Origin of the sequence: Hyphomonas sp. BRH_c22 (genome assembly GCF_000961795.1) — a bacterium.
In the GTDB taxonomy this organism is placed as follows: domain Bacteria; phylum Pseudomonadota; class Alphaproteobacteria; order Caulobacterales; family Hyphomonadaceae; genus Hyphomonas.
In genome coordinates, this window is record NZ_LADU01000090.1 from 61,902 (window position 1) to 86,774 (window position 24,873).

23 protein-coding genes are annotated in these 24,873 nt (G+C 62.4%); 13 read left to right on the plus strand and 10 right to left on the minus strand.

The features are described 5' to 3' along the window. The first annotated feature begins 37 nt into the window (after positions 1-37). Positions 38-1,162: an acyl-CoA dehydrogenase family protein gene (locus VR74_RS12100; RefSeq protein WP_299950347.1), complete on the plus strand. Its 1,125-nt coding sequence runs from the start codon at positions 38-40 to the stop codon at positions 1,160-1,162. A gap of 39 nt (positions 1,163-1,201) precedes the next feature. Here the strand turns inward: VR74_RS12100 and dgcA are convergent, their stop codons facing one another. After that, positions 1,202-2,185, minus strand: coding sequence for an N-acetyl-D-Glu racemase DgcA (gene dgcA, locus VR74_RS12105; protein ID WP_045697126.1), 984 nt, complete (start codon positions 2,183-2,185; stop codon positions 1,202-1,204). 87 nt (positions 2,186-2,272) lie between these two features. On the opposite strand from dgcA, the gene VR74_RS12110 reads away from it, so the two are divergent. From VR74_RS12110 to VR74_RS12125, 4 genes are read left to right on the plus strand one after another with little or no spacing between them, the layout of a single operon-like run. After that, positions 2,273-3,406 (plus strand): ABC transporter permease, encoded by a 1,134-nt coding sequence (locus VR74_RS12110; RefSeq protein ID WP_045697128.1) that lies wholly within the window; start codon positions 2,273-2,275, stop codon positions 3,404-3,406. Continuing rightward, on the plus strand, positions 3,403-4,167 hold the full coding sequence (locus VR74_RS12115; protein ID WP_045697130.1) for an ATP-binding cassette domain-containing protein: 765 nt from the start codon (positions 3,403-3,405) through the stop codon (positions 4,165-4,167). Before VR74_RS12110 ends, VR74_RS12115 begins: the two co-directional genes overlap by 4 nt. A 14-nt stretch (positions 4,168-4,181) precedes the next feature. Then, the gene (locus tag VR74_RS12120; protein WP_045697132.1) at positions 4,182-5,138 is read left to right on the plus strand and encodes an MlaD family protein; all 957 of its coding nucleotides are present in this window, start codon (positions 4,182-4,184) and stop codon (positions 5,136-5,138) included. Beyond that, positions 5,135-5,725: an ABC-type transport auxiliary lipoprotein family protein gene (locus tag VR74_RS12125; protein ID WP_045697134.1), complete on the plus strand. Its 591-nt coding sequence runs from the start codon at positions 5,135-5,137 to the stop codon at positions 5,723-5,725. Before VR74_RS12120 ends, VR74_RS12125 begins: the two co-directional genes overlap by 4 nt. A gap of 10 nt (positions 5,726-5,735) precedes the next feature. On the opposite strand, the gene VR74_RS12130 is transcribed toward VR74_RS12125, so the two are convergent. Further along, positions 5,736-6,938, minus strand: a complete 1,203-nt coding sequence (locus tag VR74_RS12130) for an acyl-CoA dehydrogenase family protein (RefSeq protein ID WP_045697136.1) — start codon at positions 6,936-6,938, stop codon at positions 5,736-5,738. A 15-nt stretch (positions 6,939-6,953) separates the two neighbouring features. Beyond that, the gene (locus VR74_RS12135) at positions 6,954-8,069 is read right to left on the minus strand and encodes an acyl-CoA dehydrogenase family protein (protein WP_045697138.1); all 1,116 of its coding nucleotides are present in this window, start codon (positions 8,067-8,069) and stop codon (positions 6,954-6,956) included. A 211-nt stretch (positions 8,070-8,280) separates the two neighbouring features. On the opposite strand from VR74_RS12135, the gene VR74_RS12140 reads away from it, so the two are divergent. Then, positions 8,281-8,859: a hypothetical protein gene (locus tag VR74_RS12140; RefSeq protein ID WP_045697140.1), complete on the plus strand. Its 579-nt coding sequence runs from the start codon at positions 8,281-8,283 to the stop codon at positions 8,857-8,859. Positions 8,860-8,866: 7 nt separating this feature from the next. On the opposite strand, the gene VR74_RS12145 is transcribed toward VR74_RS12140, so the two are convergent. Beyond that, positions 8,867-9,247 carry a VanZ family protein gene (locus tag VR74_RS12145; RefSeq protein ID WP_045697142.1) on the minus strand — a complete coding sequence of 127 codons (381 nt, stop codon included), beginning with the start codon at positions 9,245-9,247 and terminating at the stop codon, positions 8,867-8,869. 153 nt (positions 9,248-9,400) lie between these two features. Between VR74_RS12145 and pepN the strand changes: the two genes are divergently transcribed. Next, positions 9,401-11,974, plus strand: coding sequence for an aminopeptidase N (pepN, locus tag VR74_RS12150; protein ID WP_045697143.1), 2,574 nt, complete (start codon positions 9,401-9,403; stop codon positions 11,972-11,974). 111 nt (positions 11,975-12,085) lie between these two features. After that, a complete protein-coding gene (locus VR74_RS12155) occupies positions 12,086-14,440 on the plus strand; it encodes a PAS domain-containing sensor histidine kinase (RefSeq protein ID WP_045697145.1) in 2,355 nt (784 codons plus the stop codon). 4 nt (positions 14,441-14,444) lie between these two features. On the opposite strand, the gene VR74_RS12160 is transcribed toward VR74_RS12155, so the two are convergent. The 5 genes from VR74_RS12160 to VR74_RS12180 form a co-directional block, all read right to left on the minus strand. Further along, positions 14,445-15,047 (minus strand): histidine phosphatase family protein, encoded by a 603-nt coding sequence (locus VR74_RS12160; RefSeq protein WP_045697147.1) that lies wholly within the window; start codon positions 15,045-15,047, stop codon positions 14,445-14,447. Between the two features lie 3 nt (positions 15,048-15,050). After that, positions 15,051-15,860, minus strand: coding sequence for a manno-octulosonate cytidylyltransferase (locus VR74_RS12165; RefSeq protein ID WP_045697148.1), 810 nt, complete (start codon positions 15,858-15,860; stop codon positions 15,051-15,053). Between the two features lie 21 nt (positions 15,861-15,881). Beyond that, positions 15,882-16,325: a hypothetical protein gene (locus VR74_RS12170; protein WP_045697150.1), complete on the minus strand. Its 444-nt coding sequence runs from the start codon at positions 16,323-16,325 to the stop codon at positions 15,882-15,884. A gap of 152 nt (positions 16,326-16,477) precedes the next feature. Further along, entirely contained in the window at positions 16,478-18,394 is a 1,917-nt protein-coding gene (locus tag VR74_RS12175) for a M56 family metallopeptidase (RefSeq protein WP_045697152.1), read from the minus strand. Next, positions 18,391-18,753: a BlaI/MecI/CopY family transcriptional regulator gene (locus VR74_RS12180; RefSeq protein ID WP_045697153.1), complete on the minus strand. Its 363-nt coding sequence runs from the start codon at positions 18,751-18,753 to the stop codon at positions 18,391-18,393. The genes VR74_RS12175 and VR74_RS12180 overlap by 4 nt, the downstream gene beginning before the upstream one ends. A gap of 192 nt (positions 18,754-18,945) precedes the next feature. Here VR74_RS12180 and VR74_RS12185 point away from each other — a divergent pair, with 192 nt between their 5' ends. The 3 genes from VR74_RS12185 to VR74_RS12195 all read left to right on the plus strand — a co-directional run bounded on the left by VR74_RS12185 (position 18,946) and on the right by VR74_RS12195 (position 22,590). Then, positions 18,946-19,683: a DUF4197 domain-containing protein gene (locus tag VR74_RS12185; RefSeq protein WP_299950349.1), complete on the plus strand. Its 738-nt coding sequence runs from the start codon at positions 18,946-18,948 to the stop codon at positions 19,681-19,683. Next, positions 19,683-20,663 (plus strand): alpha/beta hydrolase, encoded by a 981-nt coding sequence (locus tag VR74_RS12190; RefSeq protein WP_045697155.1) that lies wholly within the window; start codon positions 19,683-19,685, stop codon positions 20,661-20,663. The genes VR74_RS12185 and VR74_RS12190 overlap by 1 nt, the downstream gene beginning before the upstream one ends. A 115-nt stretch (positions 20,664-20,778) precedes the next feature. Continuing rightward, positions 20,779-22,590 (plus strand): SLC13 family permease, encoded by a 1,812-nt coding sequence (locus VR74_RS12195; RefSeq protein WP_045697157.1) that lies wholly within the window; start codon positions 20,779-20,781, stop codon positions 22,588-22,590. 3 nt (positions 22,591-22,593) lie between these two features. Here VR74_RS12195 and VR74_RS12200 read toward each other — a convergent pair whose 3' ends face one another. Next, a complete protein-coding gene (locus tag VR74_RS12200) occupies positions 22,594-23,061 on the minus strand; it encodes a MarR family winged helix-turn-helix transcriptional regulator (protein ID WP_045697159.1) in 468 nt (155 codons plus the stop codon). An 86-nt stretch (positions 23,062-23,147) separates the two neighbouring features. Between VR74_RS12200 and hppD the strand changes: the two genes are divergently transcribed. Next, positions 23,148-24,248: a 4-hydroxyphenylpyruvate dioxygenase gene (hppD, locus tag VR74_RS12205; protein WP_045697160.1), complete on the plus strand. Its 1,101-nt coding sequence runs from the start codon at positions 23,148-23,150 to the stop codon at positions 24,246-24,248. Next, entirely contained in the window at positions 24,248-24,799 is a 552-nt protein-coding gene (locus VR74_RS12210; protein ID WP_045697162.1) for a VOC family protein, read from the plus strand. The genes hppD and VR74_RS12210 overlap by 1 nt, the downstream gene beginning before the upstream one ends. The last annotated feature ends 74 nt before the right edge of the window (positions 24,800-24,873 follow it).

Consider the following 24,873-nt stretch of genomic DNA (forward strand, 5'->3'; position numbering starts at 1 on the left):
GTGCGGTGTCCCCGGTTTTGATCCATGGGAGATGAAGATGCCGTTTGATATGATCCTGCAGGATACCGCCGACACGCTCGGGGCCGACTTCGCCTCCCGGTCAGCAGGGTTTGAATGCCGTGATGCTTTCGTCCATGAAAACTATGCTGCGCTAAAAGCCCGCAAGGTCTTTTCGGCGCAGGTGCCGGAAGAGCTCGGTGGCGGAGGCGTCTCGCACGGTGAGATGTGCGCCTTCCTGCGCCGCCTCGCGCATGACTGTCCTTCCACCGCGCTGGCCGTGTCAATGCACCAGCACCTTGTCGCCGCCGCGCGCAAGAACGATCAGGACGGCAAGGCCGGGAAGGCCCTGCTGGAAAAGGTTGCAGGCGGGGAACTCGTCCTCGTCAGCACTGGCGCCAATGACTGGCTCGAATCCAATGGCGAGGCACGCAAGACCGACGGCGGCTATGTAATCAATGCCGTGAAGCCCTTCGCCAGCGGTTCGCCTTGCGGCGACATTGCCATCACATCCTGCGCCTGTGATTGCCCGGATGACGGCCCGTCTGTGCTGCACTTCCCTGTCTCACTGAAGACCGAAGGCGTGGAATTGCTCGGTGACTGGGAGGCGATGGGCATGCGCGCCACGGGTTCCCAGACGCTCCGGTTCAATGACGTTTTCGTGCCCGAAGAGGCCGTCGGCCTCAAGCGCCCGCGTGGTCCCTTCCATGGCGCCTTCAGCGTCATTGTCACCGTCGCCATGCCGCTCATCATGTCAGTCTATACCGGCGTGGCGGAATCCGCAGCAGCCATCGCGCTCGAAAAGGCCAGGGCCCGCTCCGGTGATCCGGTCACGGTCCTGCAGGTCGGCGAGATGGAAAACCTTCTCGTCACCGCGCAGATCGCCCTGGAGTCCATGATCGCGCTGTGCGACGACTTGGCTTTCACGCCCAGTGAGGCCCTCGCCAGCCAGGTCCTTGCCCGCAAGACCATCTGTGCCAATGCCGTGATCGCCGTCACGGAAAAGGCGCTCGAAATCTGCGGCGGCGCCGGCTTCATGCGCAAGGCGGGGATTGAGCGCCTGCTGCGCGATGCACATGCCAGCCAGTTCCACCCGCTGCCCGAAAAGCGCCAGCAAATGTTCACCGGCCGCGTCTCTCTCGGCCTTCCGCCGGTGGCTGCCTGACGCGCTCCCGGCTGCCTGCAATGTCAGGCGGCTGGGAGTTCATCCCCAAAGGCCGGGCAGGGGCGGCTCGACCCAGCCGTCGCGATAGACGAGGCCGCCTTCGACGTCCTCGGCCAGCCAGAGCGGCCCGTCGAGGTCGGCTGCGTCGCAAAGGCCCGCCAGCAGCACGGCTGGCGCCATCGAGATCGACCCGGCCACCATGCACCCCACCATCACGCCCATGCCGCTCGCCTTCGCCGCACGCACCATGGCCAGCGCCTCGGTCAGCCCGCCCGTCTTGTCGAGCTTCACGTTCACCGCGTCATAGCGCCGGGCAAGGTCCTGGATATCGCTCGAAGTATGCGCGCTTTCATCGGCGCAGATGGCAACCGGCCCCGGCCGGCGCTCCAGCGCGGCATCGTTGTCAGCGGGGAAGGGCTGTTCGATCAGCACGACGCCGAGGTCAGCAGCGGCCCTCGAGATCGCCGGAAACTCTGCAGGCACAAGGCCTTCATTGGCGTCGACGATCAGCCGCGCATCCGGACGTGCCAGATGCACGGCCTCTATCCGCTTCAGGTCGTCTGCCCCGCCGAGTTTCAGTTTCAGCAAACAGCCCTGAATGGCCCGTGCCGCCTCGGCCATCGCCTCAGGCGCATCGAGGCTGACGGTCACGGCGGTCTCGATCGGCTTCGGTTCCGGCAGGCCGGCCAGTTGCCAGACGGGCGTACCGCTCAGCTTGGCTTCGAGGTCCCATAGCGCACAATCGACCGCGCAGCGGGCGGCGCCTGCGGGCATGCGGATTTGCAGCTCCTCCCGCGTCAAGCCGCCCTCTATTGCATCGCGTATCGCCTCGATCGAGGCAGTGACAGTCTCCACCGTCTCGCCATACAACCCATAGGGCACACACTCACCCCACCCCGTGCCACCCCCTTGCTGCACCCTCACCCGCACCGTGTCGGCACGTGTCTTGGCGCCCCGCGATATCGCAAAGACGGCCCTCAGCGGCGTGGAAACGGGGGTGATGTCGATTCGCCGGGTGCCCATGCTCTATCCTGATAGGTGAAATTTGTTCCATTCCGGTGCCCATGCCTTAAGCATGTTTTGCTAGGCAAGTCAGGTAGTTACACACTGATGGCAGAAACAGCTTCCCCCGAATTCGCACTTGATGAAAGTGACGAACGCTCGGTTCTCCGGCTTACCGGGGACTGGACCGTCGCGCATGTGCAGGATGTCGACGAAGCCCTGCGGGAGATCCTGCCGCAATTCCCGCTCAGCATTGATGTGTCCGGCCTCGGACAGCTTGATACGGCGGGGGCTTTCGTGCTCGACCGCACGCTGCGCGCCGCCGGTTCTGTCGAGGACGGCGTGCCGGATATCATTGGGGATCATCCCACCGCGCGGCGCCTGATTGCGCAGGTCCACGCCGTTTCCGCCCCCCTTCCTCCGCCCGCCGTGCCGGACCACGGTGTCTACGCCCTTCTGGAGCGCACCGGCGAAGGTTTCATGGACCTCCTTTCCGAGACCGTCGAGACGCTGGCTTTTCTGGGTGAGACCCTCGTCACCTGCGGGCGCCTTCTCCTGCAGCCGTGGAAGCTGCGCTGGACCAGTATCGTCGCCGTGATGGAAGAAGCCGGCCTCGATGCCCTGCCCATCATCGCCTTCCTCTCCTTCTTCGTCGGCATGGTCGTCGCCTATATCGGCGCGACAACGCTCAGCGATTTTGATCTGGAAATCTACACGGTCGAACTGATCGGCTATTCGGAACTGCGCGAATTCGGCGTGGTCCTCACGGGCATCGTTCTGGCCGGCCGGACCAATTCGTCCTTCACGGCGCAGATCGGCACGATGAAGATGCGCCAGGAAATCGATGCCATGACCACGCTGGGCCTCAAGCCCATGGAAGTGATTGTCGCGCCGCGCGTCATCGCCATGGTCCTGATCACACCCGTGCTCGCCTTCGTTGCCACGCTGGCGGGGATCTCCGGCGGTATTATTGTCGGCTGGCTGTCGCTTGACATCAATCCGGCTGTCTTCATCGATCGCCTGCGCAATTCGGTGCCGATCGACCAGTTCTGGGTCGGCATGTCCAAAGCGCCGGTCTTCGGCCTGGTCTGTGTGCTCATTGCCTGCCGTCAGGGCCTGAATGTCGGCGGCAGCGTCCAGTCGCTCGGCAAGGCCACCACGACCTCCGTTGTGCAGGCCCTGTTCGCAATCATCGCCCTCGATGCCCTGTTTGCGATCTTCTACATGGAACTCGGCATATGACCGCCGAGCCCATCATCCGCATTCGCGACCTCAAGACAGCCTATGGCAGCCATGTCGTGCACGAGCATCTCGATCTCGATATTTACCGCGGCGAAATCATCGGCATTATCGGGCCGTCAGGGTGCGGCAAATCCGTGTTGCTGCGCGCCATTGTCGGCCTGAAAGAACCGGCTGCAGGCAGTATTGAAGTGTTCGGCAGCCGTCTGGAAACGCTCGACCCCGACGAACGCCGCGCAATAGAGCGCCGCTGGGGCGTGATGTTCCAGGATGGCGCCCTGTTTTCGAATCTCACGGTGCGCGAGAATGTCATGGTGCCCATGAAGGAGCACTCGGACATCAGCCCCCGGTTGCGGACCGAACTGGCCGACATGAAGATCCGCCTTGCCGGGCTTGAGCCCGAGGCAGGTGACAAATACCCGTCCGATCTGTCCGGCGGCATGCGCAAGCGCGCAGCCCTCGCCCGCGCGCTCGCACTCGATCCTGAACTGCTCTTCCTTGACGAACCGACCGCCGGCCTCGACCCGATCACTGCCGCAGGCTTTGACACTCTGGTGCGACAGCTGCAACAGGCGCTGGGTCTCACGGTCTTTCTTGTGACGCATGATGTCGATACGCTGCACGCGACCTGCGACAGGATTGCCGTGCTGGGAGAAAGACATGTGCTGGCGGTTGGCACGATTGATGAACTGCGAAAGTTCGACCACCCCTGGGTGCAGGAATACTTTGGCGGCCCGCGTGGCCGTGCCGCCACCGGACACTAGAATGGAGACCGGACATGGAAACGCGCGCTAATTATGCCCTCATCGGAGCATTCGTGCTGATTGCGGCTTTCGCAATCGCAGGCTTCGTCATGTGGCTCGGCCAGTCGCAATTCCGGCAGGATTTCAAGGTCTATGACATCGTGTTCCAGGGGCCTGTCTCGCTCGAGGAAGGGGCCGCTGTCCGCTATATCGGCATCAAGGTGGGGGAAGTCTCGACCGTGCGCATCGACCGCGCGGATCCATCGAAAGTCCGCGCCCGTATCCGCATCGACCGTGAGACACCCATCAAGGAAGATTCGACCGCCTCGATCCAGCTTGCCGGCATTACCGGCATCACCTTCGTACAGCTGACAGCAGGCACCGGCAAGGCGCTCGAAGCCCGCCCCGGAGAGCCTGTGCCCGTCATCCGGGCCGAACGGACGCAGCTCGACCAGCTCTTCTCAGGCGGGACCGAAGTGCTCGGCAACGCCAACCAAGCGATCCAGCGCGTCAACCTGATCCTGACGGATGAGAATATAGATGCACTGGCAGCATCCCTCAAGAACATCGAGACGATCAGCACCAAGCTTGCCGCCCAGGATGGCCTTGTCGACCAGGCTTCGGCCACGCTGTCCGACATGTCGAGCGCCAGCACCCGTTTCGAGGCCGCTTCGGCGTCACTGGAAAAGGCCGGCAAGACTGCAGACACACGCATAGCGGACTTTGCCGACCAGATGGACCTGCTTGTCGGTGATGTGCGGAGCGTTGCGCAGTCTGCGCGTGATACGATTTCAACGAGCAACCGCGCCGTATCGGCGGCTGCCGATGCCATCGAGGGCCCTGCGACGGAAGCCATCCAGGACGCTCGCCTCGCCAGCCAGGACCTGCGCGTCCTGATCAACCGGCTTGACCGCATCGCTCGTGAGGTCGAACAGAACCCTCAGGGCTTCGTCGTCGGCGATCCCATTCCTTATGAAGGAGGCCGTCGATGATCCGACGTTTCACCCTGATACTCGCTGCGGCCGGCCTCTCGGCCTGTGTTTCCGTCCTGCCGGAGCAGAAGGTGCCAGAGGGCCTCTACCGCTTTGGTCCGATGGAAGCGCTGCACATGATCGACGCGTCGGTTGTCATCCGAGAACCGGAAGCCTCGCGCCTGTTTGGCGGACGTGCGATTGCGGCCGAAGATTCGTCCGGTGCCTTGCGTCTGGTAAACGGCGTGGAATGGTCCGACAGTGCAACGCGCATGATGCAGGTCGCTTTGCTTGATACGCTCGGCGGCATCAATGGCGGCGTGGCCGTTGCCTCGGACACCGGCGCGCCGACCGATTACGAACTGGCCTGGCGGATTTCGGACTTTACGCTTTCAGGAACCACGGCCCGTTGCCGGATCGAAGCGACGCTCCTGGAGGGGCGTTCCCGCAAGGTGCTCGCCCAGACTAATGTGTCGACAACGGCCATTGCGCTCGATTCAAAGAACGCCGCACGTGCAAAGGCCCTGACCGATGCGGGCAGGGCCTGTGTCAGTGATATTGCGGCCTTTGTCGCCGAAAGGGCCGTCGCGCCAGAACCGAAATCCTGACGCGAAGGCTTCAGCCCGCTTTCATCTCGTCGAATGGCAGGTCCTTGTCGACGCGCACATCCTGAGGCAGGCCCAGCACGCGCTCTGCGATGATGTTCTTCAGGATTTCGTCCGTACCGCCGGCAATCCGCAGGCCGGGGGCCCACATGAAGCTTTGCTGGAAGATGCCGTCGCCCGGCATCGTCTCGGTATCGTTGATGATGCCGTAATGGTCCTGCATCTCGATCGCCGAGTTGCAGATATCCTGCAAATGGTTGGCCGTGATGATCTTGCCGATCGAGTTTTCCGGTCCGGGCGTCTGGCCGCGCGAAAGGGCCGTCTGTGTACGGAACTTGGTCAGCTTGTAACCCTGTGCCGCGACATACCAGTCGGCCAGCTTCTCGCGGAAAGCCTGGTCGGTCATCGCGCCGGACGTCTTGGCATAGTCCATGATCTCGCCCCAGTCCGGGCCGGGCGAACCGCCCACTGCCAGGCGCTCGTTCATCAGGGTCACGAGGGCCACTTTCCAGCCGGCGCCAACTTCGCCAAGGCGGTCAGAATCCGGAATGCGCACATCGGTGAAATACACTTCGTTGAATTCCCGGCCACCGGATGCCTGGTGGATCGGGCGAACGTCAACGCCCTTCTGCTTCATGTTCACGATGAACATGGTCAGGCCCTTGTGCTTGGGCACTTTCGGATCGGTCCGCACCAGAACGATGCCGAAATCCGAATAGTGCGCGCCGCTGGTCCAGACTTTCTGGCCATTGATGACCCACTCGTCGCCGTCTTTCACGGCGCGGGTCTTCAGGCCTGCAACATCCGATCCTGCCGAAGGTTCGGAGAACAGCTGGCACCAGATTTCCTCGCCCATCAGGGCTTTCTGAACGTAACGCTCCTTGTGGGCGTCAGAGCCAAACGCAATGACGGTCGGCACGCACATGCCAAGGCCGATGGCGAACGGGCCGGTCGGCGCGTCATACTTGCTCTCTTCCTGTCCCCAGATGACGGCCTGCATCGACGTGCCGCCGCGGCCGCCCCATTCCTCGGGCCAGGTGATCTGGGCAAACTTGTTCTCGGCCTTGATCTTCTGCCAGTCCTTGGCGCGTTGCAGCGCATCCTTGCCAGATCCGGGACGCGGGCGGGCCCCCGTCTTGGGCTCCAGGTGCTTGTCCAGGAACGCGCGTGCCTCGGCGCGGAATTCGGCTTCTTCCTTGGTATCGTTGAAGTCCATGTGTCTGATCCTTCCTTACGCTGCGTTCTTTGTTTCGATGGCGCGGACAAGTTTTTCTTTCCACACCTTGGGGCTGCCAGCCTGCACGGCGAGCAGCTTTGCCCGGCGATAGAAGAGGTGGCAGTCAACTTCCCACGTAAAGCCCATGCCGCCATGCGTCTGGATGTTCTCCTTCGAGGCAAACCAGAACGCTTCCGACGCGGCGACGCGTGCAGCTGCGGCCGCTTCAGGCAGTTCGGCCGCATCGGTCGATACGGCCCACGCGCCATAGAAGCAGTTGGAACGGGCCACTTCGTTCTTCACATACATTTCGGCCAGCTTGTGCTTGATCGCCTGGTTGCCGCCAATCGGCCGCCCGAAGGCATAGCGCTCCATGGCATAATCCTTGGCCATCTCGAGGCAGCGGGAGGCACCGCCCAGCTGTTCGAAGGCCAGAAGGACGGCCACCCGGTCCAGCAGGGCATCGTTCAGGCGGTCGCCGTCGCCGGCCTTGCCGAGGCGCGTTGCCGGCACCTTGTTGAAGGTCAGTTCGGCATGGCTGCGCGTCGGGTCGAGCGTCGAAAGCACCTTCTTGCTCACACCCTTTTCCGACAGGTCGACCAGAACGAGGCTCGCGCCCGCGCCTTCCTTGACCAGAACCACGGCGTGGGTGGCAATATCACCGTCCGTGACCGGCACTTTAAGGCCGCTCAGCGTCTTGCCGTCAAAGCTGGTTTTCAGCGATCCGGCATCCGGGTTGCCGGGCCCTTCGCTGGCCGCATAGCAACCGACGACTTCGCCGGAAACGATCCTGGGGAACAGGTCGGCCTGCTGCGCTGCCGACCCGGCGAGCTTGAGCGCTTCAGTAAAGAAATAGGCGGTGGAGGCGAACGGAACCGGCGCCAGGACGCGGCCCATCTCTTCGGCCAGCACACACATTTCCAGCATGCCAAGGCCGAGGCCTCCATGTTCTTCCGGGATGGCCGTGCCCAGCCAGCCCATCTCGACAACCTTCTTCCAGACGCCTTCATTGAAGGCCTTGGCGTCATCATTCAGCACAGCGCGGACTTCGGCCATGCTGCACTGGCTCTCCAGAAACTTCCGCGCCTCATTGGCGAGAAATTTCTGATCCTCTGAAAAATCGAAATTCATGTCTCATCGCTCCCTGGCTTCCGCGTGGAAGCTCGTCTTGTGCTTGGACCGCAAGATAGCGCCCTTTACGTGCGCGGAAAGCCGTGACCCAGCGGAAATTGCGATCTATGGCGCGACGTCAACCGGGGTCCGTCAAATTTCATTGATCCGCTTCAGCCGAATTAAAGCAGATTACGGCATGATGCAGCCTCAAGTTTTGGGGTTTGAGAGCATGGCCAAAGCAGTCTTCCATAAGGCTCAGCGCGTTTTCGTGAAGCCTGTCGGTACGTGGGCCCTAATCGAGCAGGTCATCCCCCATTGGGTGAAGGACGTCGATGAGCCGCTGCGCATTACCTATGACTGTGGTCTGGGCCGCCGGTTCGAGGCCTTTGAACTCGTTTCCGAGCAGGTGATGCACAAGCATCACCGCCCTGAGGACGAGGACGATGATTTCCTGTTCGAACGCTGGCGGATCGACCGCAAGATTATCAAGTGGCGCGTCGATACAACGACAGGCATGGATCCCAATCCCGGCACTTTCCCCGTTGTGGTCACCGATGATGGCGACTGGGGCGGCTGGCGTGTCACGGGCAGCGAGTATGATCGCGACTCGCGCCGCATCGAGCATCAGGCCCGGATGATCGTCCACACGCCCGAACTGATGCGCATCGCCCGGAAACTGGCGGATGCCGCCAGCGAAAGCCCGGACGAACTGCCAGCCGAATTCGCGCAACTGGCGCAGCGATGTGCCCTGATCCTGCGCCATGTCTACCAGACGGATGAAGTCAGCCTGGAGACGGCGGCCGAATAGCCCCCGATCACTGCCTGCGCGATAACCCCGCCACGATCATGGCCAGGCCCGCTCCAAGACAGGCGCCCAACAGGTTTGCCCCGCCATCCAGCAGGGACGGCGTGCGCCCGGTCCCGGCAAGCGCCTGAGCGATCTCGAGTATCACGCCATAGCTCACCGTCATCAGGATTCCGGCGAGCAGCCTCTGCCGGCCAAGCCAGAAGCAGACGCATGCTGAAAGGGCCGCGTAGGCGATCACATGCTGGATCTTGTCGCTGAGGTGAACCTCCGGCAGGTCTTCGCCCGGCAGGACCGACAAGACGGCAATTACGGCGGCGACCAGCAGGGCGGCGGCGCTGGCAAGGCGCCGGGCGAGAACAGTATTCAATCCGGACAGTATCCACGTCATGCGGCGCTCATTCCCTGTATTACCTGCAGGCATGCCTCCGTCTGCCCCTTGGAAAGGCGCGCGTCCATCCCGATCTGGATAGGCCAGACCCTCGACGCGGCCCGTTCCAGCCCGTATCGATACATCTTCCCGTTCCCGCTTCCCGGAGACATCATGCGCACTGAAACCCCCGTTGCCGTCAAACTTGCTGACTACACGCCTTATCCCTTCGACATCGAACATGTCGACCTGGCGTTTGACCTTGATCCAGACACAACCAGGGTCACGGCGACGCTCAAGGTGTCGCGCAAGGGGAAAGGCAGTGCGCCCCTCGTCCTCGATGGTGAGGCGCTGAAACTGGTCTCCATCGAAATCGACGGCCGGGCGCTCACGCCATCCGACTATGCCTTGACCGACCATGACCTGACCTTGCCTGACGTGCCGGACACGTTCGAACTCAGGACACAGGTCGAGATCGCGCCGTCTAAGAACACCGCCCTTTCGGGGCTTTACATGTCCGGCGGCCGCTTCTGTTCGCAATGCGAGTCCGTCGGCTTCCGCCGCATCACCTATTATCCCGATCGTCCTGACGTGATGAGCCGTTACTTCGTCACCATCACGGCTGACAAGGCCGCCTGTCCGATCATGCTGTCGAACGGCACACCGGGCGAGGTCACCGATGCGGGCAATGGGCGCCACATGGCGACCTGGGATGATCCCCACAAGAAACCGTCCTACCTCTTTGCCCTCTGCGCAGGCGACTATGACGTCTATCGCGACAGCTTCACGACGATGAGCGGCAAGCGCATCGACCTGGCAATCCATGTCGACAAGGGCGACGCGCCCCGCGCTGCCTGGGCCATGGACAGCCTGAAACGCTCGATGACCTGGGACGAGGGAACCTATGGCCGGGAATACGATCTCGGCGTGTTCAACATCGTGGCCGTGCGAGACTTCAATTTCGGCGCCATGGAAAACAAGGGCCTCAACGTCTTCAACTCGGCCTATGTCCTGGCCGACGAGGATTCGGCTACCGATGCCGATTTCGAAGCGATCGAGAGCATCGTTGCCCATGAATACTTCCACAACTGGACCGGCAACCGCATCACCTGCCGTGACTGGTTCCAGCTCTGCCTGAAGGAAGGCCTGACCGTCTTCCGCGACCAGAATTTTTCTGCCGACATGCGTTCACGCCCGGTCCAGCGGATCAAGGACGTCATCCGCCTGCGCGCCCGCCAGTTTGCCGAAGACGCAGGGCCTCTGGCTCACCCGGTCCGCCCCGCCAATTATGGCGCAATCGACAATCTCTATACTGCCACCGTATATGAAAAGGGCGCCGAGCTGATCGGCATGCTCCGCCGCATGATCGGACCGGACGCCTATCGCAAGGGGATGGACCTGTATTTCGACCGCCATGACGGACAGGCCGTTACGATCGAGGATTTCTACGCCTGCTTCGCCGAGGTGACGGGCAAGGATTTCGGCCCCTTCCTGGTTTGGTACGCGCAGGCCGGCACGCCGCAGGTCACGGTCGAGGAAAGCTGGAACGACGCTGCCGGGGAACTCACCATCAGGCTGGCCCAGGCCACGCCTGCCACGCCGGGCCAGCCCACCAAGCAGCCTGTCCCGATCCCGCTCGAACTTGCCCTGCTCGATGGCAAGGGCGGAACGGATGCATGGATGACCGTGCTCGACACCGCAGAGACGACAATCACGCGCAAGGCCGATGGCGGCCGCCCGCTGCTCTCGGTCAATCGCGATTTCAGCGCCCCGATCCGGGTTGAGCGCGATCTCACCCGCGACCAGCGCCTGGCGCTAGTTGTTGCCGAAACCGATCCCTTCAACCAGTGGGAAGGTGTCCAGACCCTCGTCACCGAGGAGATCCTGAAACTGTCCGAGGGCAGCCAGGCCAAGCCTGACAGCGATCTTGTCGCCGCCGTGGCCGAAGCCATCCGCAATGCATCGGGCGATCCGGCTTTTGCCGCATTGCTGACCCGTCTGCCGGAAGTCGGTGAGCTCTTCCTCGAGCGGACGCCGGCAGACCCCGTTGCGCTCCATTCGGGCCGCAAGCGCCTCCAGGCCGCCCTCGCCGCCACCCTTGCGCCCACCATTGCCACCACGCTCGCCGCCCCTTCACCCACCCCGTATCGCCCCTCCGCCGAACAGGCCGGGGTGCGGGCCCTGCGCGGCGCCTACATCCACCTCTTGGGCGCATCGGACGATGCAGATGCCCCGCAAACACTGCTCTCGCTCTACAGGAACGCCACCAACATGACCGAGCGCCTCGCCGCGATGCGCGCGCTGACCATGAAAGGCCCGTCAGCCGAACGTGACGAAGCGCTCGCTGACTTCGAGCAGAGCTGGAAGCATAATCCCATCGTGATGGACAAGTGGTTTGCTGTTCAGGCGGGGCAGGGAACTGCAGCAACCGTTGCAGAACTGGCGTCTCGCCCGGATTTCGACCTGAAGAACCCGAACCGCGTTCGCGCCGTCGTTGGCGTCTTTTCGACCGCCAATCTTGCTGCCTTCCACGCCCCTGACGGATCCGGCTACCGCGCCGTCGAAGACATCATCCTCAAGGCCGACGCGGCCAATCCGGCCCTCGCGGCCCGGCTTCTGGCTGCGTTCGAGCAATGGCGGATGCTGGAACCCAGGGCGGGCGCCGCGGCCAAGGCGACCCTGCAGCGACTACAGGATGCGAAGCTTTCCCCCAACTCGGCCGACATTGTCGGCCGCGCACTGGGGTAATCGCCGGTACGTAGTTAACGGTTTCGTCATGATCGTTAACATTTGTGCAAGGATTCCGCCTGAGAACCATAATCGGGTACATGTGCCGAATGCGCAGAGAGTGGAGCCCCCTTGGCAGGTCAACGGGTCAATGCTGAAGGACTGACCACTGCAGACCGGGCGTCTGCAACCGCGGCGGCACGACTGAAATGGACAATTCTTGGCATCATCCTGCTGATGGCCGGCGCGCTTGGCCTCAAGGGCTGGGAAGAGCGCCAGAGCGCCGACATTGCGACCCTCGCAGCCATCGAAGCTGACACGCGAGCCATCGCAGCGCGGATTGAGGGTCGTGTCGAAATGGCCGATGCCATCATTCGCCTCGTTGCGGAAACCGGCGCATCCCGCTCCGCCGTTGCAGGTGAAATCCCGGGAATTGATGCTGTCCTGACGGTAGGTGACGCCGATCAGTCGCCAGCGGGAAGCCGTCTTAATGAGGCCACCCGGGCGGCCACGCGCCTGCTTGCAAACAATCATCGCTTCGGCATTTCCAGTCAGGGCGACATCGTGATCGTCTCGAAACCGGCGACGGGTCCGCCGATAATGGCGATTGCGCCGTCGGGCACCTGGCTGCCTGCCAGGGAGTCCGGGCGAAGCATGTCGCTTGTCTTGAGCGAGGGCGCCGAACTGGGGCGGCCCAGCCTGAGCATGACGGACGGCTTCCAACGGACCGCAACTGCCTGCACACCGCTGAACGGCAGCGAGGCCGTTCTGTGTGAATCTGCCCTGCATCCGCTGTTCACGATCGACGACCTCATACACCTGCTTATCTTTGCCCTGTTGCTGGCGGCACCCGTGCTGGCGATCGTCGGATTGATGAACCGCCTGTCGCGCGAGGAGACAGCCACCATCATTGAGGAAACCCGCGATGATGAAGCCGACAGGATCATGGGCCTTGTGATGCGCGGCGCGCGGGCAGGCTATTGGGAATGGGCACCGGGCGCCTCGGCGGTCTATCTCAGCGAAGGCGCTTCGGAACTGCTCGGAACTGACCATGCAGGCCTGATCGATGCGCAGGAAATGCTCCTGCACGTTCATCCCGAGCATAAGGCGCGCATGATCGAGACCCTGGAAAAGGCCCGCGATATCGGCTGGATCCAGACGAGTTTCCTGACGGTTTCCCAGCCGCCGCGCTGGATCGAAATGCGCGGCAGCCTTTCCAATGATCCGAATGGCCAGCCCACGCTCTTCGGCGGTATCGTGCTCGATATTACCGAGCGCAAGCAGTCGGAAGATCGCGTCAAGGCGGCAGAGCGCCGGCTTCGGGCGGCCATTGAAGGCTTTGTCGGCCCTTTCGCGCTGTGGGACCACCGCAAGCGCCTCCTCTACTGGAACCGCGCATTTGCGCTTGATTTCGGGCTACAGGACATGCTGCGCCCGGGCATTGCCCACGATACGGTTATCATCGCGCGGGCCGTCGCGGTGCGCAGCGAAAAGCAATCGACGGAAGACCCGCGCACGACCCTAATCGAGTTGCAGTCCAATCGCTGGCTCAAGGTGGTCGAACGCCCGACCCCTGACGGCGGCCTGATCACGGTCGGCATCGACGTGACAGAGAACGTCCAGAATGAAGAGGCGCTTCGCCGCCAGAAGCAGAACATGCGCAAGGCCGTTCTGGATCTGGAACGGTCCGAAGGCCGGGCCGGCGAACTGGCGCGCCGCTATTCGGAAGAAAAGTCAAAGGCGGAACACGCTGCTCACACCAAGTCTGCTTTCCTCGCCAATATGAGCCACGAGCTGCGCACGCCGCTCAACGCGATCAACGGCTTCTCGGAAATCCTGGCGCATGAGCTCTACGGACCCCTCGGGGATGCCCGCTACAAGGGCTATGCCCACGACATCCTGACGTCCGGCCAGCACCTGCTCGACATGATCAATGACATTCTCGACATGGCGAAGATCGAGGCTGGCAAGATGACCATCAACCCGCAGCCGATTGACCCGGTCGATCCGGTCGATGCGGCGGTCCGGATGATAAGGCGCAAAGCCGAGGACAAGGGAATAGAGATCGTGCTCGATGCCCAGCCGGGCTTGCCGGACCTGGACGCTGACCATCGAGCCATTCGTCAGATGGTGCTCAACCTTCTGTCGAATGCGATCAAGTTCACAGACGCAGGCGGCAAGATCACGGCCACGGTCGAGCAGCGCGGCACGGATATCTATATCGGTGTCACAGACACCGGTATCGGCATTCCGATCGAGGATCTGCCGCGCCTCGCCAAACCGTTCGAGCAGGTCTCCGGATCGCGCGACCGCAACTATGAAGGCACCGGTCTCGGCCTGGCGCTGACCAAGTCATTTGCCGAAATGCATGGCGGGCAACTCAACTTGTCCTCGATCGAGGGTGAGGGGACGACCGTGTCGATCCTGCTGCCGATTTCCGGTGCCAGCGACCTTGTCGCCGCAGGCGATTCCCGCGAAGTCGCCTAGGCTTTCAGGGCCGCACATTCCAATCGAGAATGCACGTCTCAGTGCCTGAAATCTCAACCGTCCCCCACGCGCCGGTCTTGAGCTTGCGGTCCAGGTCAGCCGGTTTTTGCCCAACGACATCCGGCAGGAAGCGTGCAATGCCATTGCTGGTCACAACCAGCACGTTTGCCTCTGGCGTCAGGCTCGCCGCACGCGTCAGCAGGCTGGTCCAGGCAGATCGCAGCGCGTCCGGATCGACATGCCATCCCGGCGGAGGCGCTGCGTGCGTGTCCCATGCCGCAATGGCGTCGGCGCCGATACGCGCGATGACTGCCTCCTCGGTCTGGTTCTCATCCGGCCCGTAATCAATCTCGGTCAGAAACGGCAGGATCAGCAAGGCTGGCGCGCTGGCCTGCTGGTCCAGGATGGCGCGCGCCGTCTGCCGGGTACGTTGCAGGGGCGAACAGAAGGCAGCGGTAAACCGCGTGTCGCGAAAGTGCGTGGCCAATGCCTGCGCCTGTTGGTGTCCGGACGTCGACAGGGGGAGGTCGGTGCGGGCGCCGACGCGGGTTGGCGTATCGCCCGCATCGAACGTGTTGCCATGCCGTATAATGATCAGACGGGCCAGAACTCAGTCCTCCGCCGGGTCGCCGTATTCGGCAATCAGTCGCTCGGCGAGGGCGACGTCCTCCGGCGTATCTATGCCCGGAACGGCAATCCGGTCAGGCTCGACCTCCACACACTGGATCGACATGCCGTTCTCGAGCAGGCGCAGCTGCTCAAGCCCTTCAAGCTGTTCGTAGTAACCTTCCGGCAGGCTGACATAGCGGTGCAAGGCCTCGCGCTTGAACGCATATAGTCCGATATGGCGGCATACGGGCGACAATGGGCTGGCAGAGCGCAGGGCAGGTTCCTTGCGCATGGCAGGCAGGATGATCTTCGAAAACCACAGCGCCCGGCCGTTCACATCATGCGTCAGCGTGGTGCCGGAGAATGGCGTGTGCCGCTTGTGCTCCCGCAGCGCGTCGAGCGCTTCCCAGCTGAGCCGCACGTAGGGCGTGGCAGCGTCCGCGCTTGATGACGCAGCCGCTTCAGCCACCGCGATGATATGGGCGGGCGGCGTGAACGGTGAGTCGCCCTGCAGGTTGACGATAATCTCCGGCTCGGCCCCAAGGGCTTCAGCCGCTGCAAGCGCCCGGTCGCTGCCGGAGGGCAGGGCGGGGTCGGTCATCACAACCGGAACACCCCGCTCGCGGCAATGGGCTTCAATTCGCGAATCGTCTGTCGCCACAACGCATGCTGCGTCGGCCAGCGCCCCGGCGGCTTTCTGGGCCATGTTCGCGACACGGCTGACCATGGACCTGCCGGCAATCAGCTTCAGCGGCTTGCCGGGAAACCGGGTCGATCCATACCGGGCCGGAACAACAATGAGCGTCTTCATCTGTCAGCTACCTTGCGCGGCCTAGAGGTGGCGGGGTGCCGTCGTGTCGGCGTCACGCATGTCCTGCATCAGGCCGATCAGCGGGGCCACCCATTGCAGCGTTTCCTCGCCAACGCCCTCGTCGCGCAGGAATTCGGTGAATGCCGGCACCAGTTCGGCATCGCCGCACCGATCAAGGGCTGATTCAAGCTCCGGTACGACGATCGTCTGGAACGTGTCGGCAAATTTCCGGATCTGCTTGGTTTTTGACGCCAACTGTATGGCGACGAAAGGATCAATCTCGCCATCCTTGCCCTGAAGGCGGCGCAGGTCGTCGATCATGCCGCGATTGCTTTTGGCAAACTTGTTCAGGACCTTCTCGGTCTTGTAGTCGACCCATTCAGCGGTGCAGGGCTCTGGCTCCATCGAGGCGCAGGCTGCGAGGGCGGCAAGACCGAGGCTTGCGAGGGCAATTTTGGGAGTCATTTGGCGTGTCCATCCAGACCTGTACGAGAGCCACGCACACTAGAGGCCTCCCGTCCCGGCGCAAAGGGTGTAATGGCTGGCACACAGTATTCGGCCCCGGCGAGGTGGCTCGCCAGGGCCGTGAGGTCGAGCCGAAGGGGAAGGGCTCGTGCCTAGTGCTTGCTGATCTCGATCTTGTGCCTGGACGCCAGTTTGCTGGTGAAAGCCTGCTTTTCCTTGTCACAGAGAAGGTCGCTTTGCTTGATCGTGGCGAGCGTTTCAGGGGCGTGCAGGCGGGATTCGTCGCCTTCAACGCAGGCGACACGCAGGGTCTGCCCATTCGAGGTTTCGCTGCTCAGGATGCGGGTCTCACCCGGCGCCAGTTCGGCGTCGCGGCAAGACAATGCGAGAGTTTCGATCGACTGTGACACGTCTTCGAAATGGCTTTCCATCCCGTCGCCATAAGCCGCATCGACCTGCACATCGATTTCATTCGTCAGGGCGTCGATCCGCGCTTCGATCTCCCGGTTCGCGGCTTCGGTTTCTGCGCTGTATTTGACTTCCCAATGGGCCATTTGCGCATCGACAGTGTCTTGCCATTCGTCGGTCGATGCCTCGAACGCCTCGGCCCATGCTTCCCACTCGGCGGCGAATTTTTCGGCTTCCTCTTCATTATCCCCGAAGACGAAGACGTGCCTCTCGCCAGATTCGCCGCCGCTCAGCTCCATGTCGGCCGGCACAGGTGGCACGGCAGGCATGGGCGGTACGGGAGGCATCTCCGGCACAGGTGGCACCGGTGGAGGGACGCGCAGCTTGTGCGTTTCCGCCTCGATCAGTTTGGAGAGTTTTCGAATCTTGAGATCGGTTTCAGGGGCGACCGGACGGAAGGGCTCGCCCAGAAGCACGAACTGGCGGTCTTCCACCTTGTCGCCATCAATGAACAATGTGGAATTGTCGATCGTGATATTCGACGTCAGGCCCTTTTCCGGCTCGCCGGCGCTGGCCGAGACGGATGCCGTCGCAACCAGGGCGGCCGAGCCAAGTAAGGCTGACAGTCCGAGTCCGGCCAGACGGCGGCGTTTGGACGGGGCCGGATAGGTCATCAGCTTCATGCGTTCCTTGAGGGAGTGGGTCAGCGGAAGGCTCGCCGCAAGCGGCAGGCGCTCGGGAACCGAGATACGCACGGCTTTCAGCAGGGTGGCGCCATAGGCGTGCGGGCTGGCTGCGCCGCAGCGTAACACGTCGCTGTCGCATGCGGCTTCCTGGTCGGTTCGGAAGGCCTCGCGGGCAATATAGGCCAGCGGGTTGAACCAGAGACACGCGACAAATAATTCGGCCAGTTGCAGCGCCCACAGATCCCCGCGTTTGACATGCGTCAGCTCGTGGGCAAGCGCAGCGCGCTGTTGGGCATCGTCATAGTCGGCTTCGAACCAGGCCGGCAGCAGCACGATCGGGCGGAAGAGGCCGGTTACCAGCGGTCCGTTCGAAACCAGGCTCGTGGCGATCTGCGGTGTGCGCTTCAGGCCCACCTGCCGGGCAACCTGGTCAGCAATACCCTGAAGGCGCATGGACGGAGCGCGCCACTCGCGGCGGATGACGGCCATGAAGCTGTGCTGGGCCGCCGTGTTGCGTCCGACAACAATCAGCGCGCCGGCAAGCCAGACGCCGAGCAGGATCGTCAGCATGGCTGCGCTCATGTTGGCGCTGGCCAGGAATTCGGCCGGTGCGTCGACAGACGCCTGCGCTGCGCCAAACACGGCGCGTACGGCTTCGGTCTCGGGTGCCAGGGTCCCGACGGGGGCTTCCATGAACAGGGGCATTTCGGTGACTGCTGCCGGCGGCTCACCTGCCACTTTGGTCAGGGAAACGCTGGGAGCGAGGCCAAGCAGGCTGATCCATGACATGCCGTTTGGCAGCGGCGGAAGGACCAGCCGCGCCAACGGAATCAGCCAGAGCGCATAGGCGATGCCGGGGCCGAACTCGCGTGCCACCGCCTTGCGGGCCAGCAGAACCAGAACGATCAGGGCGGAGACCGCAAGAACGGTTTCGAAAACCGATTTCGGGTCGAGCGTGAGATAATCGGTAATCATTTCTTGAGGTCCCCTAGAAGTTTTTCAAGCTCTTCGATGTCTTGAGGTGTCAATCCGCGGCTGTCGGCCAAATATGCCACAAGCGGCGCTGCCCGGCCCGAAAAAACACGGTCGATAAACTGTCCCGCAGCCTTTGCCTTGTAGGCTTCTTCGTCGATCGCGGGGAAGTAGAGATAGCGCCGGCCATCCTCCTGCGTCATGGCCGCACCTTTTTCGACGAGGCGGGCCAGAAGGGTTTTGACCGTTCGGCTGGTCCAGTCCTTGTCGTTGGCCAGCGCGGTGTGCACATCAGTGGCGGCAATACCGGGCTGCTCCCACAGTATGCTGAGCACTTCGAGTTCTGCGGCTGATATTTTCATCCCGACTGTCTCCTCAGAATGGACTACAACCGTAGTCGTAATACAAGACTACAGATGTGGTCAAATGGTTTGTGATGACATGATGGTAAGGTACGGCTTTCATGCTGCAGCCATGTTCTTGTCCCTTCTATTCGCAGGGGGCGTCCTGTAGGGTCGCGGCAGGGTCAGGGGCAGGTAGTGGAGGAGAGGCTAATGAGGAAACTGATGTTCGGCGCACTGGCGCTGGCGGTCGTGCCGATGGGGTGCGAAACGACTGCCATTCCAGGCGATCTGGGCACGATCCTTGGTGGCGTCGCCGGTTCCACGGCTGGTCAGGGCGCCTTGTCCCAGGCTGAGATTGATGCCGGCCTTCGCGAAGCACTGACTGTCGGCACGAACATTGTCGCGGCCCGGCTTGGCAAGACCAACGGCTATTTCGGCGATCCGCGCATCCGCATTCCGCTTCCGAAAACCTATCGCGATATCCAGTCAAACCTGGCACGTGTCGGCGCAAGCGCACCGCTCGATGATCTTGAACTGCGTATGAACCGTGCGGCGGAAGCAGCCGTGCCTGAAGCCAGGAGCCTTATCCTTGGCGCCGTGCGGTCAATCACGATCGAGGACGCGCTCCAGATTCTGAATGGCGGCGACACGGCAGCGACCGATTTCCTGCGCGCCCGCACGCAGACTCAGTTGCGCGCGTCCTTCACGCCCTATGTGCGCCAGTCACTGGCGCAGTCGGGCGCGTTCACCTCGCTTGAGCAGGCAGCCAGCCAGTACGGGCTCGGCGGTGTGACCAGCAATCTGCAGGCTGACCTGACAAACCATGCCGTCGGTCTTGGCCTCGATGGCATCTTTCTTTACGTCGCCGAAGAAGAAAAGAAGATACGCGAGAACCCGGTGGCGCGTACCAGCGAGATCCTGCGCCGCGTGTTCGGGAACCGAACCTGATGCGAAGAATCAAGCGTGAATTGAAGTCCGGCGGCGAGATTGCCGGGATCGAATTCGGCGATCCTATCAAGCCGTATGCCGCCCTGTGGCTGCATGCGACCGGTTTCAATGCGATGACCTATCAGTCCCTGCTGGCGCCCCTTGGGTTGCGGGCCCGTGTCGCTGCGCTCGACATGCGCGGGCATGGCCGTTCCACGCTGCCGGCAAAGCCGCGTAGCCTGGCATCCTGGAAGCGCTATCGCGATGACGTCATAGAGTGGCTGGAAAAGGAAGCGCCGCAAGGCGTCGTGCTTGGTGGGCATTCCATGGGGGGGTGCGTAGCCCTCCTGGTGGCTGGCAAGCGGCCTGACCTGGTCAAGGGGCTCGTCCTTGTCGATCCGGTGATCCTGCCGCGCAAAGTCTATTTCTGGAACCACGTCTTCCCGCCGGTCTCGATGCTGATTGCGCGCAATGGCATGGCCAAGCAGGCCCGCAAGCGCAAACCTGTCTTCAAGTCATTCCGGGATGCGCTTGATTCCTATACCGGGCGGGGCGCCTTCAGCACCTGGCGCGAACCCTTCCTTGCCGACTATCTGCTCGACGGCATCGACCGGGTCGACCAGCAATCACAAGACAGCGCCGAGCAGACCTGGCGTCTCCTGTGTGAACCGACCTGGGAAGCCGCGACCTTCGCTGCCCAGCGTAACCGGCCCTGGGGCGCCATGCGCAAGGTCAGGAAGAACCGTATCCCGATCACGATCCTGCGTCCGAATACGGCATCCGTCATCAGTGGCAAGGTGCGGGCCCAACTGATCCAGATGCATCCGAACCTGATGATGAAGCAAGTGCGTGGTACCTCGCACTTCCTGCCAATGGAAGCGCCCTACGAAGTGCGCGACCAGCTGTCGGCATTCATCGCGCGTCTGTACGAAGGCTTCACGGTCGAGGAAGACGGCCCGGTCGCACGGTCGCTCTATGCCCGGCGCCGGCGGGTCAGCTAGTCCAAGCCTTTTGCATTAGAAAATCTGCATTATCGCTTGTGCCCCGGCAGCAAGAGACCCGTTGCGTGTGAACGCACTTCAGGTCTAATCGCAAGATATTCTGGAGCGCGTGCGCATGGTTGAGTTGCTGACATCTTCGCCGGTGCAGATCGGCGTGGTCCTGTTTCTGGTGGCGCTCGTATTTTTCGGCTTTGTCCGGGAGTCCCTGCCGGCAGACGTGATTGCCCTCCTGGCGATGGGAACGCTGATGCTGACGGGCATCATGAGCGTCAAGGAAACGCTGGGCGTCTTCTCCAACGCCGCCCCGCTTACGATCGCCGCCATGTTTGTCCTGTCAGCCGCACTGGACCGGACAGGCGTGATTGATCAGGCCGGGCGGTGGGTGACGCAGGCCACGAGGGGCTGGCCGCCCATCCTGGCCATCCTGGTCATGATGTTCGCAGTCATCTTCCTGTCGGCCTTCATCAACAACACGCCGGTTGTTGTCGTATTGATCCCTGTTGCGATCAGGCTCGCCAAGTCGCTGGATATCTCGCCATCGAAGCTGCTGATTCCCCTTTCCTTCGCGTCGATCTTTGGCGGGACGACAACGCTGATCGGTACATCCACCAACCTTCTGGTCGATGGCGTTGCCCAGAACGGGGGCCTTGCGCCGTTCGGCATGTTCGAGATCACGGCCGCAGGTTCGATCCTGGCGCTGGCGGGCATGATGTATTTCGTCGTGTTCGGGTGGTGGCTGCTGCCCAATCGCGACACGCTGGCCGGCATGCTGCCCGACCAGAAAGAGCGCCGCTTCATCGCGCAAATCCTGATTCCGATCGACTCGATTCTGATCGGACGGCCGCTTTCGGAGACGGGTTTTTCAGCCCAGCGCGGATTTTCGGTCATCGACGTGCTCCGTGAAGGCGTGTCTTTGAAGGCGTCTCTTGGCAAGCTGATTCTCCGGGGCGGCGACCGGATCGTCCTGCGCTCACCCGTTTCTGAAATGCTCAGCCTGAAGGAACTGGGCCATGTCGCCGTGGGCGCGGCGGCAGACGAAAGGGCGGCCTTCGAGCCGGTCCAGACCAGCGAAGTCATTATTGCAGAAGGTGTGATCGGTCCACAATCGCGCCTGATCGGGCGGCGCCTTCTCGGCCTCGGCCTCGCCCGCCTCTATGGTGTCTACGTGATCGCCGTGCACCGGCGGGGTGAGAACATGGCTGGGCGGCTGGACGAGATGCGGCTGGATGTCGGCGACACCGTCCTGGTCGAAGGCCCGGCCGCAGGCATGCGGCAAATGTTCGAGGATGGCGCACTGAACAATCTCACTGCGACGAGCGACCGGGCCGTGCGGCGGGACAAGGCCTGGATCGCGGTTGCGGCCCTGCTGCTCGTCATGGGTCTTGCGGCGGTGGAAGTGCTGCCGATTGCGGCGCTGGCCATCATCGGCGCAACGGCGGTTGTGGCGCTGGGCTGCCTCGATCATCAGGAGGCCTATCAGGCCATTCGCTGGGATATTCTGATGCTGATCTTCGGCATGCTGGCCCTGGGTCAGGCGATGGAAAAGACCGGCGCTGTCCAGCTCCTGATCGACGGCGTGGCCGGGCCGATGGGCCAGCTCGGGCCGCTCGCCCTGATGGCCGGGATATACCTGGTCACGTCCATGCTGACCGAGGTGATCAGCAATAATGCCGCCGCAGTGCTGCTGACGCCGATCGCCATCGGCTTCGGAACGCATCTGGGGATTGATCCGCGCCCGTTCGTGGTCGCCGTCATGTTTGCCGCCAGTGCCAGCTTTGCGACACCCATCGGCTACCAGACCAATACGCTGGTCTATACGGCAGGCGGTTACAGGTTTGCCGATTTTCTCCGGGTCGGCCTGCCGCTGAACATATTAATGTTCGCTGTGTCCATGTTCGTGATCCCGATATTCTGGCCTCTCAGCTGAGGCCTACCAGAGCGGGCGGTCTGGCTCTGACGTGCGTGCCAGCTTTTCCATCAGGCGCGCGAGCTGTTCCTGCTCGGCCGGGCTGAGCGTTGCGATCAGTTCGCGCTCGGCTTCAAGGGCAATCGGCACGATCTTGTCGTAAACGTCCTTGCCCTTGGCAGTGAGCGAGAGGATGGATCGCCGGCCATCAGCGGGAGATGCCTTGCGCGATACATGCCCGCTGTCGATCAGGCCGGAAACGGCCCGGCTGACGGCCACCTTGTCCATCGCCGTGACCTGGCCGATCTCCGTGGCCGTGATCCCGGCATTCTCGCCCAGCACGGCCATCACCCGCCACTGCCACACTGACAGGCCGAACTCGCGATCATACAGGTCCGCAATCTTGCCCGACACTGTGTTGGACAGCACCGACAGGCGATAGGGCAGGAACTCACGCAGGCGCAGTGTCGTTTTGGAAGGGTGTTCTGGCATTAATCGGGTCCGGTTCCGGGCTTGATTTTGACGGCAATATTAGTTACAAATGAAACTATATCAGTCTATCGCAAAGGAAATGAACCATGGCCGACCTGTTTGACAACCCCGCCGGGCTCGACGGTTTCGAGTTCATCGAGTTCTCGGCGCCCGAAAAAGGCCACCTTGAAAAGGTGTTCGAGACCATCGGCTTCACCAGGGTCGCGCGCCATCGCTCCAAGGATGTCGAGCTCTGGCGGCAGGGCGGCATCAACCTGATCACCAATTACGAGCCGAAATCCCCGGCCTGGTATTTCAGCCGCGAGCACGGCCCCTCGGCCTGCGGTATGGGTTTCCGCGTGCGCGATGCCCGCAAGGCCTATGACCATCTGCTGAAACAGGGCGGCGAGCCGGTCGAAGTGCGTACCGGCCCGATGGAGCTTCACATTCCCGGCATTCGCGGCATCGGCAATTCGATCATCTATCTCATCGACCGCTATGACACGGGCCAGAACGAACTGTCGATCTACGACATCGACTTCGACTACCTGCCGGGCGTTGACCGCAATCCCGTCGGCGCAGGCTTCAAGCTGATCGACCACCTGACCCACAATGTCTATGGCGGGCGGATGAAGTATTGGGCGGACTTCTACGAGAAGCTCTTCAACTTCCGCGAAATCCGCTATTTCGACATCAAGGGCGAATATACCGGTCTCACCTCCAAGGCGCTGACTGCGCCGGACGGCAAGATCCGTATTCCGCTTAATGAAGAGGGTGAAGGCGGCAAGGGCCAGATCGAGGAATTCCTGCGCGAGTTCAACGGTGAGGGCATCCAGCACATCGCCCTCATCTGTGACGATCTCATCGCCTGCTGGGACCGCCTCAAAGCCCTCGGCGTGCCCTTCATGACCGCGCCGCCGGCCGCCTATTACGACATGCTCGACGAACGCCTGCCGGGCCATGGCGAGCCAGTCGAAGAGCTGAAGATGCGCGGCATCCTGCTCGACGGCACGACCGAAGGCGGCGATCCCCGCCTCCTCCTGCAGATCTTCGCGCAGGCACAGGTCGGCCCGGTCTTCTTCGAATTCATCCAGCGCAAGGGTGACTACAAGGAAGGCTTCGGCGAGGGCAATTTCAAGGCCCTCTTCGAAAGCATGGAGCGCGACCAGGTCCAGCGCGGCGTGCTGAAAGTCGAGGAGAAGGTCTGATGGACGCGCCAAACCTCCAGGGCGTCCACCACGTCGCCTACCGCTGCAAGGACGCCCGGGAAACGGTCGAATTCTACCGGGATGTGCTCGGCATGGATTTCCAGCTCGCCATCGCGGAAGATCATGTGCCCTCGACCGGCGCCTATGACCCCTACATGCACATCTTCCTCGATGCCGGAAATGGCAACGTGCTCGCCTTCTTCGAACTGCCCGAGCAGCCCGACATGGGCCGCGACGAGAACACGCCCCAATGGGTCCAGCATATCGCCTTCAAGGTTGCCACGATGGACGACCTCCATGCCGCCAAAGCGCGCGCCGAGGAACATGGGCTCGACGTGATCGGGCCAACCAATCACGGCATCTTCCGCTCGATCTATTTCTTCGATCCCAACGGCCACCGCCTCGAACTTGCCTGCAATACCGGCACGCCGGAACAGATGGCCGAGCTCAAGCGCGTCGCGCCCGAGATGCTGGAAGAGTGGAGCCGCACGAAGAAAGCCCCGCGTCACGCCGCCTGGCTGCACGAGAAGATCGAGACGGAAAGCCACTAGAGCGCCTGTCATCCCGGACGCGAAGCGATCCGGGATCCTGCTTGAAGTTCGTGCGTGATGCGCTCAAGGTCCCG